This is a genomic window from Formosa sp. F44 (assembly GCF_056238645.1).
In genome coordinates this window covers 224832-238623 of record NZ_JBWDLJ010000002.1, presented here as the reverse complement: position 1 = coordinate 238623, position 13792 = coordinate 224832, and the positions used below count along the sequence as shown (strand labels likewise).

Below are 13792 nucleotides of genomic sequence, written 5' to 3'. Positions count from 1 at the left end.
TATTCCTTAGTTTAAAGTTGATTTACCTAATAAAGAATCAACCAATGCTAATTGCTTATCTTTATCAGCTAATTCACCACGCACTACTTTTTCTGCAATTTCTAAAGATAATTCTGCAACGTGATTTTTAATCTCAACCATAGCAGATTTCTTTTCACTTTCGATAGCATGTTTTGCAGCCTCAATCATACTGTTAGCTTGAGATTGTGCTTCATCTTTAGCGTCTAGAATCAATTTATCTTTCATCTCACGTGCTTCTTTCAGCATTGTATCGCGTTCTGCTCTAGCTTCGTTTAATAATCTTTCATTATCAGCATGAAGATTTTGCATTTCAAGTTTTGCTTTTTCAGCAGCTTCTATTGCATTTCTAATATCATCTTCACGAGTTTGTAAAGACCCTAATATTGGTTTCCATGCGAATTTACCTAATAATACAATTAAGATTATAAGAATAATGGCTTGCATGAAGAACAATCCAGGTGAAAAATCGTTTAATATTTGATCCATTGTGTAACTAAATAAAAAGTTTTACTTCTGTTTTTGTTTAATTTATAACAGCTTCTGCAACCAACCGTTGCAGAATTGCTGTTATAGCTTTTTTTACTATCAGGATTATTTACCTAAGATTAAAGCACCGAATGCTAAACCTTCTAATAATGCTCCAATAATGATCATCGCAGTTTGGATTTTTCCAGCTGCTTCTGGCTGACGAGCAATAGCTTCCATTGCACTACCACCAATTTTACCAAGACCTAAACCAGCACCGATTACGATTAATCCTGCTCCAATTAAATTGTACATACTAATTGATTTTTAAAATATTAATTAAACAAATTCTTATTAATGATGGTCATGTTCTTCAACTGCCATTCCTATAAATAACGATGATAACATCGTGAAAATAAATGCTTGTAAAAAGGCTACCAATATTTCGAGAACCGTAATAAATAATGCTAAAAACAAAGAGACTCCTGTTGAGGCTACTGGCCCAAAGGCATCTTTTAATGTAATTACTAATGCGATTAAGCTCATCACCACAAAGTGACCTGCTGTCATGTTCGCAAATAAACGAACTAATAACGAGAATGGCTTAATAACTAAAAGTCCAACTAATTCTATTACTGCTAAAACTGGTCTTAATACGTATGGAACACCTGGCATCCATAAGGTATGACCCCAGAAATCTTTAGTTCCGTTAACTAAGTAAATAATTACTGTAAATATGGCTAAACATGCAGTTACAGCAATTTGCCCTGTAACGTTAAATCCAAGCGGTGTTAAACCCAATAAGTTTAGAATCCAAATAAAGAAAAATACGGTTAATAAAAACGGCATAAATTTCATGTACTTCTTTTCACCAATGTTTGGACGAGCAATCTCATCACGCACATAAAGTACTAACGGCTCTAACATTCTTCCAACACCAGTAGGAATTGGACCTTTTTTATATCCTTTAGCTAAAGCACCAAATCCTAATAACATTAAGATTCCTGCGATTAGCATACCAAATACACTTTTTGTTATAGAAAGATCTAATACTTTGTGTGCATTTTCTGCATGGTGATGTTCGTCGAAGGCAACAGCATCTGCACCTGCTTCCAACTCGTATATTTTACTGTGAATTTTTGTTAATTTAACGCCATCCTTTTCAACGATTACTTGACCGTTATCATCGTGATGAAACTCTGAAGACATAAATGTTTTTAACCCTTCGCTAGACCATACAATTACAGGCAATGGAAAACCATAACTAACTCCTGACTCATTGTCTGTATACAAATGAAAATCGTGAGAATCCTTTAAGTGATGCGCAATATATTCTTTAATTTCCTCAGGAGTATCCACTTTGTTTCCCCCTTCATGATGTTGAGCATCATGTTCTCCACCCTCGTGAGCGAAGGCCGAAACAGAAGACATAAATAAAACTAAAATTGCAATAAACTTGATAGATATTTTTGCTACCATCATATTTTTCTAACTAATGAATTACGCACTCTAAAATTTTGGTGCAAATGTAAACAATAATTTAAAAACCCAAACCCTTTTTTTACATATGTTTAAATTATACTAATGAAATTATAATTTTATGTAAAAAAACATCAACTATTTACTATTTAACAGTTTTGCTACAGCCACAGCTTCGGCTGTTAAAAACAAAAATAACGGTACCACCAGAGCAAAACGCTCCGTTTGGGTGAGATGATCATTATCGAAAACTGAATGTTTAAATACTAAGACAAAAATACCTAATTTTAGAAACATAAGTACCAAATAGGTATATCCCGCTTGTGTAGGAAGCACACTAGATACGCCTTCCATGCAGGAGTACACAATTAGCGCCGCTAAAGCATGATATAAATACACCTGCCACAGCTGAAAACTTAAGCTATCGGTTATAAAATAATTATGCAAGGAAAATGAGATTGCAAAAAGCAAACCTATGCATAATGCAAAAACGAGTATTCTTTTAATCATTTTTATCGTTTTTGGTTATATCTAATACTTGTCTTATCACCGTAAACATAGCTATAAAGACTGCTAACAATGTTACTATTTTAAAATATAGTTGGTTATCAGACTCTAATTTATCGTCTAGCCAACCACCTAACAGACTCCCTAAATAAATAGTTAAGCCCATTTGGAGTGCCATTGTTGTAAATCGCACATATTTGTTAAGCTGTTTTTTCTCTGGATTTTTCATTTTTGATTGTCTTTACTGCACTTTTCATAACACATGTTCCATCGAAACTTGCTCCTGGATCTACGGCTAGTTTACCAACTACAAAGTCGCCTTCTATTTCTGCAGTAGATTTTAAAGTTAATGTTCCTGACAATATCAACTTTCCGGAAAACTTACCTTCAAAATAAGCATCGGTTCCCTGTAATGACCCTTTTATACTGCCCGTTTTACCAACAACAACTTTTCCTTGAGTAATTAAATTCCCTTCAATAGTTCCATCAATTCTAAAGCCACCATCGCTATTCACATCGCCAACAATTTTAGTGCCTTGAGCTATTATATTTTGATTGGCACTCGCTTCTGAATTTTGTAATTTATTTTTTTTATTCTCGTTAAACATAATCTGTAATTTGGGAGAGTTATGATTTATTTAGACTTAAATAAGCCTCTAAATTTTTATGTATTTGAACCGTTTGATAATTAGCAGAAGACATTACAAAGTAAGGCCTTGTGATTCTGTTTTTATCTTTCTTTTTAAACAAGCTTTTAAAGTCTTCGGCAACCACGTAATTACTTATACCATGTACAAGAACAAATGTTGTTGTGGGAGAATACACATCTGTAGACGTCGATAAACGATAATATTTAACCTCTTCAAGTTGCTTATTTAATTGCTCGACAAACGCATTAATCTCTTCTTCTGATGTGTTATCGAAACGATAGATAACATTAAAGCGTTTCCCATCTTCAACATCTCTAAAATTATCGTCTTCCATATTAGGCAAGACGTTTTTTCTTAAGTCTTCGGCACGCTGTCCTTCTGGAAGATTTGAGTAAGATGTGGCTATTTCGTTTAATGCTTTTCTATACGCGTCAAAACCATATAATCGTCCGATAGCATTAGCTTTTAACAAATCGAATTTCGCGACTATATCATCGCCTTCAAACTGCCTTATATTCTCATCGCAAAGAGCAATAACTTCGGAAAAATGTTGCGCTTCAAATTTGTTATATATAGATTTATAAATAGACTCCGGACTGTTTAAATCTTCGGCTAAAGCTTGATTGGGGTGACTTAAAATTTCGGCATAACGAGAGTCTGGATAATTCGCAATAATATCTTGCTTAAGAATATTAGCCTCGCCAGTTTGTCCTAACAACTCGTAATCTTTATATAAATTATACTTTGCAGGAACAATTAAACGCTCTTCTGGATTACTCTCTAAAAGTGATTTCAATTTATCTTTAGACAACTCGTAATCACTAAATTTTTCTTTATAAATAACACCCAATTGAAAATAAGCATAGTTTCGTTCTTTAGCGATACTGTCTATTATTTTTTCATCTGAAGGAATTTGATCTAAATAAAATTGAGGCTGATATATCTCGCCTGTTAAATCTAATCCTTCCGCTCCCGAAGTTCCGATTGCTGCCGTTGAAGCTGTAAAATTTGTATTAGACCAACGCCAGTTATCTTCATTTTTTCTACTTCCCCATAGTTTTACAAATTCATTTTTACCATAAGCTGCTGTAGAGTTGTTGTAAAAATAAAATGTGCTTGCCTCTTTACTAACTTCTCCGGTTTTTTGAAATGCAGACGCCTTGGTATCCACATTAAATCCGTTATTAGAATTTAATATTTCTTGTGCCCTTGCTTCGGCTTCTTGACGCTCAAATTCTAGCTCGGCCTGAGCTTTTAAAGATGCTGTATGATTCTCAAAATAAGCCAAACGATCTGCCTCAGATAAACTTACTAAATGCATGATACTATCGTCCACTTTAGCGATGTCTTCGTAATAAATAACATCGTCTAAATTATCGCGTTCTCGTTTAACGGTTCGGTATGGTTTAGAGTCTACTTTAAGATTAGTAAGTGTGCTATCAAAATAAGCACCGGCGACTTTATACTCGGCTTTATCAAAGTAAAAATCACCTAAAATTTTATAATTTCTAGCATTTAACTCGCTGTCGTCACGTTGTGTTCTTAAAGATTTATTGTAGTAGGCAACACCTAAAGAATCACTGTTAGTCGCTAAATAATACTCTCCAACTTGATGATAAATACGACCTAAATACGGACGGTTTTCTCTATCTTCTTCTAGCATGGACAAGGTTTCTGCGAAAAGTAATTTATCCCCATTGTCGTAATCGAAATTCCTAGCCTTTTCAACATAAGCGCCTATATAATAGGATCTCGGAATTTTTCTATGCATTTCAATCACCCGATCAAAGGTTACATTGGCACTATCTTTATATCCTAAAGAATTATAAAGCTGTCCTTTAATAAACAAATACCTACCGCGCTCCTCGTGTTTTGGCGTAGATTCTGCTGCAATTTCTAAATACGTAATGGCTGTATCGATAACTTTTACGTTAAGATAAGCTTGAGCCAAAGTCGATGTGGCATCGGCCAATTCCTGATCGTCTAATTGCTCTAACCTTAGTAAACGTTTTAAATTTTTAATGGCAAGTTCGTCGTTACCTAAACGCAAATTGGTTTTTTCTCGCCAAACTCGAGCCACATTAATTTTATCGCTTAAAGGATATTTATAGAGTATATAATTTAAGGCTTCTAGTGCAGGAACAAAGCGCTGATCGAAGTATCTAGATTTCCCTAACAGCAAATATGCTTCATCCATTTTAGGGTTTTTCTCCTTCCCTTTAATGTTCATAGAATGCTTCTGAATAGCTTTTACAGCTTTTTCTTCAGCCTTAGAAAAGATTTCGTTTTTAGATTGTCCTGGAAGTAAAATTTCGTCGTCAAAATCTAAGCGCTCTACCGGAAGAATGTTCCAATAATCGTCGCGATAAGAATCATTAAGCCTTGCCCGACCTTCTTCTAAGGCCAGATTACCGTTATAAAGTGTGTTATATTCTGTAGCCATTGCATGAAAGTTTCTACTAATAAATTTGTCCTTTTTCCGAGAACAATTCACCAATAGAAATGCAGAAATACATGCTATAAAAATAACCTTAAAAGATGTTTTCAACGTTGGAATATTTAATCAACTAAATAACTTTAAACTCTTGCTAATATTATGCAAGACGGTAAAAATAAGCATCTTTTTGGATTAACCTATATATTTGGAATGACTTTTAGACCTCTAGTTCACTTGCAAAATAAGCCTCTAGCTCTTTAAGCGTTTCGCCACTAGTTGCAATATCTTTTATAATTTCGCCTTTTTGTAATACCACAATGCGCTCACAAACATCTGTAACATGCATTAAATCGTGGCTAGAAACAAGTACAGTAACTCCTTTTTGTTCGGCTAAATCTTTAATTATTTTTTTAAGTCTAATTTGGGTTGTAGGATCTAAATTCGCAAAGGGCTCGTCTAAAATTATCACTTCAGGATCTCCAATTAAAGCGGCAATAATTCCTACTTTTTTCTGATTTCCTTTACTTAAATCTCTTAGATACTTTTTCTGACCAAGAATTTCGCCGTGGAAAAAATCTTCGAACTGCCCGACAAGTGCATCCACATCTGCTTTATTCTGACCTCTAAGTTCGCCAATAAAATAAAAATATTCTTCGGCAGTTAGGTATCCAATTAAAAAGCTTTCATCTATAAATGAAGACGTAAAGGGTTTCCAGTCTTCGGTTAAATTTACCTGAATATCGTGACTTGTAATATGTCCAGTTGTTGGCTGAATTAAATCTAATAACAAACTAAAATATGTAGTTTTACCAGCTCCATTATTCCCCACTAAACCAAAACTTTGCCCTTTAGGAATCTCTAAATGTTCTATGTTTAAAACTTGGTTTCCGTTATATTTTTTTGAAAGATTCGTTGTCGTTATCATACTGTAATATTTTAGTTATCTTGATCGAAAGCGGCGATCATTTTATATTTTGAATCTAAATATTTGTCGATTATAAATTTCATTAGTTTTTGATGAAAAACGATACCTGTTAATCCCAAAAGAACTAAAACTAGAATGCCAATTTCAAAACTAAAAAACGCATTAAAAAGCGCAAAGATTGCCATTGGTAAAACCACTAATGGTAGTCCAATAAGCCACTGCACAGCGCCCGCACCTTGGAAATTAAAAGCGGCCCGTTGATTAAGATCTATTTTTTTTCGATTAAAAGATCCGCCAAACAAAATAACATAAGTATTTACTCCAATATTATAAATGGCTGCCGCAAAATGAGCAAGTAAAACCTTCCATCCGAAATACGCATAAGGCAAACTAAGCACAAAAAGGATAATAACACTAAGCGTCATTAAAGTATATTTAGATTTTAAATATTGTTTGTATTTAATATTCTGACTCATTAACAACTTATAATAACCACTATCCCAAGCCGGTATAAATTGTCCGAAGTTTATAAGAAAAATACCCGTTACAAATATGCCCACAAACGCATAAAAATAAGGCTTGTCTTGATACACTGGATTTGGATAAAATATCAATCCATAGAGCAACCCAAAGACCAACATCCAAACCGATGATTTTGGTCGCTTATTACGCCAAAGTAATTTTAAATCTAATTGCATAAAGGGTGCAATATCTCCAAATTTCTTGGTCCACTCTAAGTTAGAGGCATTAACTTCTAGCGTTTTAGTTTTTAAAGAACTGTCTAAAAACAATTTACTTCGCAGTATTTTAAAATTAGAAAAATACAGCCCCATTAAAACTAAAATAGGAACAATAATTAATACAGCATTATTTGCGACAGCAAGAATAGCATGTGCTAACAGTTCTGAAATATTTAGAATCTCGAAATAATTTAAAGCATATAGCACACCCGAGAACAGAATAATGGGTAAAAAGGATAGATCTGTTTTAGAAGACAGGCTTTCAATTATAAAATTCAGGAAATTATTAATTAGCGTAATAAGTATTATTGTAAACACCCAAACCACAACTGTAAAAACATTATAGTCTTTTGTAATTAGAGTTACTCCAAATGGTATTATTGCAAATAAGGGTAAAAAATTAAAAAAAGACAAAGCCGATTTCCCTAACACAAAGTTTACAATATTCCTCCGTTTTATAGGCAATGTAAGTAATGGCTTCACACTCATTACTGGTAATTTTTGAAAGAAAAAGCGCATAAGTAAATCGCCTAAAATCCAATAAAAAATAAAACCATTAAATACAACAAAAGGATCGTTTTCTGGGAACAATTTTTTAAGTAGCGGATACATAGCAACCCCAAGAAACAAAAACATCATTATAAAATACAAAGCAAAAAACACCATTATTAACTTAAGACCTAATGTTTTCCCGAAGCTTGCCGATCTAGTAAATTGTTTCCACTCTAGACTTAAAAAGTGTTTAATCATAATTAAGATGGTTGGTTTGGTATGGTTTTTATATTGGTATGCGTAATTTAAGAAATGTTACACGTAATATTTTTTATATTCTTCTTTTAAATGTAATGTAATCTTTTCAGGGACAACAAATAAGGTAACGTAGCATAAAATTAGCAGAGCTACCAAAGCAGAAGTTAGCATTAGTAATTTATATCCTGCAATACTGTTTTCAATATCTAAAATTCTCGGAAAAAACTGAATAACAACACCTGCCAAACCAGCCATACCCCCTAACCGACCAAGAACATCTTCGTACAGCCATTTTCTACCAGTTTCTTTTTGCCTTCGTTTTACCGCCTTATTAATACGAAACACCTGAATTATATATATTAATACCAACAGACAAACTACAATAATTAAGGTATAATTAAAATAGGGTGTATATCTTAAAATTAAATAGGTTAAGCACCATAAAGCCGTAGTAAATATAATTTTAGGAAGGGTAAAAAACTGCTTATAAATAGTCCAAACAGCACTCCAATAGTGTTTATTTAATGCTTTAGATTTAGCCTCTAAAATATCTTGAAAACCAAAAACACCGAACTTCTTAAACGCAACCGTTAAAGCATCTTCAAAAGTAAGGTCAGGAGCTTCTTCCCACTGCGACTCAATATCGTTCGCTAAATGATCTACGAGTTCTGTTTGCACATCGTAATGCTCGACAAAATGTTTACGCGTGAAGAGATACAACTCTTCTATTTGAGCCTCTGAAACTTTCATAATTAGATTACTTTAGGATTAACTAATTGTTGCATGGTTTGTATATACCGCTCTAATTCCGATAATTTAGAGGCCGTTTCCTTCTCTCCTGCATCGGTTAATCTATAATATTTTCGCAATCTGTTATCTACTTTTACCATTTCAACTTCTAATAAACCTTCAGACTCTAACTTATGCAATGCTGGGTACAAAGCACCTTCAGTTATACTTAATTCTCCGTTAGTTAACGCTTTTACTTTTTGAGTAATTTCATAACCATACATGCTATCTGTCTCATTTAAAAGCTTTAAAATGATAGTAGTAAGACTACCTTTATATAAATTTGAATTTGCCATAACACCATAAATATATATAAATTATTACACACCTAAGATTCCAATGTATTATTTTTTTTCTTAATTATATTTATAAACCTTTTAGCTTCACTAAATTTGTAAAAAATTACATCAATGGCATTTCATAAACTTGCAATACAAAATATAAATAAAGAAACAGAAGCTGCTGTAACTATTAGTTTCGAAGTTCCTTCTTTTCTAAAGGATAAATTCAGTTTTAAAGCTGGGCAATACATTACTTTAAAAACCGAAATTAACGGTAACGAAGTACGTAGAGACTACTCATTATGTTCGTCTCCAAGTAGTGGCGAATTACAAGTTGCTGTTAAAGCTGTGGAAGATGGATTATTCTCTAAATACGCAAATACAACCTTAAAAGCTGGAGACAGTATTGAAGTTGCCGAACCAAACGGACGCTTTATATTTGAGCCAGATGCTTCTAAAACCAGAACCGTTGCTGCATTTGCAGCAGGTAGTGGTATTACGCCAATTATGAGTATTGCGAAAACCATTTTAGAGGAGGAACCTAACAGTCACTTTGTCCTGATCTACGGAAACAAAACGCCTAAAGACACCATCTTTTTCAAAGAACTAATAGCACTTCACAGCAAATATACCGAGCGTTTTTCTATACAAATGGTATTTAGTCAGTCGCAAGAAGACGATGCTATGTTTGGTCGAATTGAAAAAAGCACAGTGAATTTCTTATTGAAAAACACCTACAAACATTTAAAAATAGACACCTTTTATTTATGTGGTCCAGAAGGCATGATTACCACCACAAAGGATGTTTTAAAAGATTTTGGTGTGTCTACCGAAAATATTCATTTCGAATTATTTACCACTCCAATTGCTACAGATGAAGAGGTCATTCCAGACGTTGTAAATGATGGTTCTACTGCTATAAAAATAATTGTAGACGATGAAGAAGTTAAATTTGTAATGTCGCAAAAACAATCGATTCTTGATGCTGCTATTGCTAAAGAAATTGACGCTCCATATTCTTGTCAAGGTGGAATTTGCAGTAGTTGTATTGCACGTGTTACCGAAGGTGCTGCAACCATGAGACAAAACAACATATTAACTGAAAAAGAACTAGCAGAAGGCTTAGTATTAACGTGTCAAGCACATCCCACAACTCCGACTATTGTTGTAGATTACGACGACGTTTAAATAACCGATATAATTTTATTTACGATGGTTTCTGGAGCAATAGTTCCAGAAGCCTTTTCGTAACCTTCGGGAAATTTGTTTCCGTAAATTGAAGTGGGAATTAGCGGAAATTCTGTTCTATTGGCTGTTAAGGCATAATCGTCTGGCTGATTGAAAGGCGCAAAGCCCGCAAACGGATGTGTAACACCCCAAATGGTAATCACTTTTTTACCCAACATCGCTGCCAAATGGCCATTTCCTGAGTCCATAGACAACATCACATCTAAATTAGAAATTATATCTAATTCTTCATTAAAATTTAGTTGTCCAGCCAAATTAATTACATGGTTGTATTGGGTTTGAAATCGGTCTAATATTTCGACCTCCTTCGCACCACCTCCAAAAAGTAATATCTTATAATCCTTAGATAAAGATTCAATTACAGTTTCCATTTGCTGAATGGGATACATTTTACTGTCGTGTGCCGCAAACGGCGCAATGCCAATCCACTTCGCTGTATGATCTCCCAGAATAGCTTGCAATTTATCCGATAAAATTGATGGTTCTGGAAACGTGGGTTGAGATAAATCTATAGGAAAACCTAAATTATTAAAAACCTCAGCATAACGCGAAATAGTTGTTGGAAGTTGTTTAAAAACAGCTCCGCTTGTAAGCGCTTTCTTTTCATTTCTCCCTTTATCTATTTGAACAAAAGGCGTACCTGTAAAAAAGGCTTTTAGAATTTTAGAGCGAAGCACATTATGAATATCGGCAACGGCATCAATATTCAGTTTTTTAAGTGATTTCGAGAGTTTATACAATCCAAAAACACCTTTATGCGTTCCTTTTAAATCGGCTGAAAAAATACTTACCGCATCTAAATCTCGAAAAAAGGGTTCAAAAAAAGGACGCGTTAAAACGGTGACTTTTACGTTTGGATACTGTGTTATTAATGCACGTAAAACAGGTACAGACATAGCAACGTCTCCCATTGCAGAGAGACGTATAACTAAAATATGTTGTATGGGTTTAGACACAGTTTATAAGAAAAAAGATTCCTATTTTTGAGAACGCAATACTGGATTAAGCTCGTCGTCGTTGTACATTTTCATTTGCTTATACACTTTCATGTATTTATCGCCAGAGGCAATATCGTTCAATAAAGTATCTATAGCAGTCGATAAATCTACACGTTGTTCTAAAAGAATATCTAATTTTGTTTGACATGCTTTTTTATGAGCTTCAGAAGCATCTTTTCGCGTAGCTTCTTCTTCCATATGGTACACTTTTAAAGCTAAAATAGATAATCTATCTACACCCCAAGCTGGACTTTCGGTATTAATTGTTGCATCTGCTTTAGGTGTAACGCCTTTGTATTCCTCTAAAAAATAACTATCAATATACTCCACCATATCTGTACGATCTTGGTTAGAAGCATCAATTTTACGTTTCAAGGTTAACGCTTCTACGGGATCGATTTGTGGATCGCGAATAATATCTTCGTAATGCCATTGTACGGTATCAATCCAACATTTTCTATATAATAAATGCGCTAATAAATCGTCTTCTTTACTGTATGGGTTTGAAAAATCCTGATCTACTGTATTTATAACGTGATAGGTATTAATTACCTCCTGAAAAATAGTATTTGCCTTAGTTGTAAACATCATTTTTATTTTAAAGCACAAATATACCTCTAATTAATTAACTTTACCAGACACCATAAAACAGAAGCATGCAAATTCATAATTTATCTACAGAAAACACAATTTTAAATGTATTTATGTCAGAATTACGTGATAAAACCATCCAAAAGGACAATATGCGTTTTAGACGAAATATTGAACGTATTGGTGAAATTCTTGCGTACGAATTAAGTAAATCTCTTCACTACAACTCGACATCTGTCGACACGCCTTTAGACACAACCAAAGTAGATCTGCCTGAAAACGACATTGTAATTTGTTCAATTTTACGTGCCGGAATTCCGCTACACAACGGTCTGTTAAATTATTTTGATGCTGCCGAAAACGCATTTATTTCAGCCTACAGACAGCATAAATCGTCTCCAGAAAGTTTCGAAATTGTAGTAGAATATTTGGCTTGCCCATCGTTAGAAAACAAAACCTTAATACTTGCCGATCCTATGTTAGCTACTGGCCAGTCTATGGTTGCTACTTTTGAAGCTTTGAAGCCTTTTGGAACCCCAAAAGAGATCCATTTAGTTAGTGTAATTGGAGCACAACAAGGTGTAGATTATATTGAAAATCACTTTAATGCAAATGCACATTTATGGATAGCCACAGTAGATGAAAGCTTGAATGAAAAAGGTTATATTGTTCCAGGACTTGGAGATGCAGGCGATTTATGTTTTGGAGAAAAATTACAACATTAATAAGCCAAAAGGCACAACAATTAAGAGTCCGAGAAAGACTTCTTTAAACCATTTGTCCTGAATTGTTTCAAGGTAATTAGTAATTATAATTGCCAAAGGTGCGAATAAGAATAAAAACTCGCCACCTTCCTTTTTAGGCGATAAAATCATAATACTAAAGGCAATCAAGGCCGCAACTAGTACAACTTTATAGGCCGCTTTAAAGTTTTTTTGTTTGGATTTTATAGTTTTAATATAAAACACAGACGACCAAATGCCAAAAGAAATTAATAGCGTTACGCCAACCACATATTGAAGCGTATTATACGAATCGAACTCGAAGCTTACTTGAGGTAAGATATTTAGAGCCGAAAAAAAGTCGTCGTAAACAATTATGGAATACGATATCCCTAAAACAAAAACGGCTACAACGCCAACGATAGATATCATCCATTCTTTTAAATTAGAATTGGAATGAAAATATAAAGCGAAATAAATAAGGAGAATAAATAAAATAGACCAAAAATAAAATAAGGACGCAATAGCAATCCAAAACGCGGCGTCGAACAATTTCTTTTTTACATTTAGTTGCGACCTTAAACTTAAAATTCGTCTTAAGGATAGCAGGATAAAAAAATTAGCAAACACTATGTTATTATTTAACATGGTTTGCGGTAAAGCCATTAAAAATAAAGCATATAGCAAAATTTCATAACTGCTTTTCTGGGTTAATTTATTCTTACTTACTAAAAAATCTAGTACTAAAATCGAAGAAAAACTAGCACAAAACACAAAGAAATTTGAGGCATAATGATCCAATAAATTGGACGACACAGCATACTTTGTATGCGCAATAAAAAACGTAACTATAGTCAGTGTAAATACGACTAAAAAGTTTATTGGTTTAGATTTACTAAAAATACTTGTAATCATTAACTCTTTTTGTATTTTTGTTTGGTAAATATACTACACTATGAAAGATTTTTTTTACGCAATACAAGACCTATTTGTAAATGTATTGTTCGCACCTCTAGATGCTCTAGCTAATTTAGAGCTTGAAAATTGGTTTTTAGCCAATGCATTCTCATGGATTTTTATATTAATCGGAATGGGATTTTTTGTATACTGGATGCTTCAACTAAAAAAGTTTAATGACAATAACGAAGAAGACAAAAGTATTTCTTCGCACTCATTTCTATAAGTTCGA

General features: G+C 33.6%; 17 protein-coding genes. 3 read left to right on the top strand and 14 right to left on the bottom strand.

Annotation, left to right across the window (positions count from 1 at the left end; all coding sequences use genetic code 11):
* Positions 1-6: 6 nt before the first annotated feature.
* From AC0UBM_RS06005 to AC0UBM_RS05955, 11 genes are all read right to left on the bottom strand, one after another.
* Positions 7-507, bottom strand: coding sequence for a F0F1 ATP synthase subunit B (locus tag AC0UBM_RS06005; protein WP_414035827.1), 501 nt, complete (start codon positions 505-507; stop codon positions 7-9).
* A gap of 105 nt (positions 508-612) precedes the next feature.
* Positions 613-801, bottom strand: coding sequence for an ATP synthase F0 subunit C (gene atpE, locus AC0UBM_RS06000; RefSeq protein ID WP_057782517.1), 189 nt, complete (start codon positions 799-801; stop codon positions 613-615).
* Positions 802-840: 39 nt separating this feature from the next.
* Complete coding sequence (gene atpB, locus AC0UBM_RS05995; protein ID WP_434037270.1) at positions 841-1968, bottom strand: F0F1 ATP synthase subunit A; 1128 nt, start codon at positions 1966-1968, stop codon at positions 841-843.
* Positions 1969-2103: 135 nt separating this feature from the next.
* Positions 2104-2475: a DUF6168 family protein gene (locus AC0UBM_RS05990; protein ID WP_475688045.1), complete on the bottom strand. Its 372-nt coding sequence runs from the start codon at positions 2473-2475 to the stop codon at positions 2104-2106.
* Positions 2468-2701, bottom strand: a complete 234-nt coding sequence (locus AC0UBM_RS05985; RefSeq protein ID WP_414035830.1) for an AtpZ/AtpI family protein — start codon at positions 2699-2701, stop codon at positions 2468-2470. The genes AC0UBM_RS05990 and AC0UBM_RS05985 overlap by 8 nt, the downstream gene beginning before the upstream one ends.
* Entirely contained in the window at positions 2673-3080 is a 408-nt protein-coding gene (locus tag AC0UBM_RS05980; RefSeq protein ID WP_434037268.1) for a bactofilin family protein, read from the bottom strand. The genes AC0UBM_RS05985 and AC0UBM_RS05980 overlap by 29 nt, the downstream gene beginning before the upstream one ends.
* A gap of 19 nt (positions 3081-3099) precedes the next feature.
* Entirely contained in the window at positions 3100-5670 is a 2571-nt protein-coding gene (gene porW, locus AC0UBM_RS05975; RefSeq protein WP_475688044.1) for a type IX secretion system periplasmic lipoprotein PorW/SprE, read from the bottom strand.
* A gap of 106 nt (positions 5671-5776) precedes the next feature.
* Positions 5777-6484 (bottom strand): ABC transporter ATP-binding protein, encoded by a 708-nt coding sequence (locus tag AC0UBM_RS05970; protein ID WP_475688043.1) that lies wholly within the window; start codon positions 6482-6484, stop codon positions 5777-5779.
* A gap of 11 nt (positions 6485-6495) precedes the next feature.
* The gene (locus tag AC0UBM_RS05965; protein WP_475688042.1) at positions 6496-7974 is read right to left on the bottom strand and encodes a DUF5687 family protein; all 1479 of its coding nucleotides are present in this window, start codon (positions 7972-7974) and stop codon (positions 6496-6498) included.
* A 57-nt stretch (positions 7975-8031) separates the two neighbouring features.
* Entirely contained in the window at positions 8032-8724 is a 693-nt protein-coding gene (locus AC0UBM_RS05960) for a hypothetical protein (protein WP_475688041.1), read from the bottom strand.
* A gap of 2 nt (positions 8725-8726) precedes the next feature.
* Positions 8727-9059 (bottom strand): PadR family transcriptional regulator, encoded by a 333-nt coding sequence (locus AC0UBM_RS05955; RefSeq protein ID WP_475688040.1) that lies wholly within the window; start codon positions 9057-9059, stop codon positions 8727-8729.
* Between the two features lie 114 nt (positions 9060-9173).
* On the opposite strand from AC0UBM_RS05955, the gene AC0UBM_RS05950 reads away from it, so the two are divergent.
* Positions 9174-10232 carry a 2Fe-2S iron-sulfur cluster-binding protein gene (locus tag AC0UBM_RS05950; protein WP_475688039.1) on the top strand — a complete coding sequence of 353 codons (1059 nt, stop codon included), beginning with the start codon at positions 9174-9176 and terminating at the stop codon, positions 10230-10232.
* Here the strand turns inward: AC0UBM_RS05950 and AC0UBM_RS05945 are convergent.
* Together AC0UBM_RS05945 and AC0UBM_RS05940 are read right to left on the bottom strand one after the other, a co-directional pair.
* Positions 10229-11203, bottom strand: a complete 975-nt coding sequence (locus AC0UBM_RS05945; protein WP_475688510.1) for a glycosyltransferase family 9 protein — start codon at positions 11201-11203, stop codon at positions 10229-10231. The genes AC0UBM_RS05950 and AC0UBM_RS05945 overlap by 4 nt on opposite strands.
* Positions 11204-11269: 66 nt before the next feature.
* A complete protein-coding gene (locus AC0UBM_RS05940) occupies positions 11270-11878 on the bottom strand; it encodes a DUF4254 domain-containing protein (RefSeq protein WP_475688509.1) in 609 nt (202 codons plus the stop codon).
* Between the two features lie 68 nt (positions 11879-11946).
* Here AC0UBM_RS05940 and upp point away from each other — a divergent pair, with 68 nt between their 5' ends.
* Positions 11947-12606 carry a uracil phosphoribosyltransferase gene (gene upp, locus AC0UBM_RS05935; RefSeq protein WP_475688038.1) on the top strand — a complete coding sequence of 220 codons (660 nt, stop codon included), beginning with the start codon at positions 11947-11949 and terminating at the stop codon, positions 12604-12606.
* On the opposite strand, the gene AC0UBM_RS05930 is transcribed toward upp, so the two are convergent.
* Entirely contained in the window at positions 12595-13518 is a 924-nt protein-coding gene (locus AC0UBM_RS05930; RefSeq protein ID WP_475688037.1) for a DUF6427 family protein, read from the bottom strand. The two genes, upp and AC0UBM_RS05930, sit on opposite strands and share 12 nt — an antisense overlap.
* 40 nt (positions 13519-13558) lie before the next feature.
* Between AC0UBM_RS05930 and AC0UBM_RS05925 the strand changes: the two genes are divergently transcribed.
* The gene (locus AC0UBM_RS05925) at positions 13559-13786 is read left to right on the top strand and encodes a DUF6341 family protein (RefSeq protein WP_414035840.1); all 228 of its coding nucleotides are present in this window, start codon (positions 13559-13561) and stop codon (positions 13784-13786) included.
* The last annotated feature ends 6 nt before the right edge of the window (positions 13787-13792 follow it).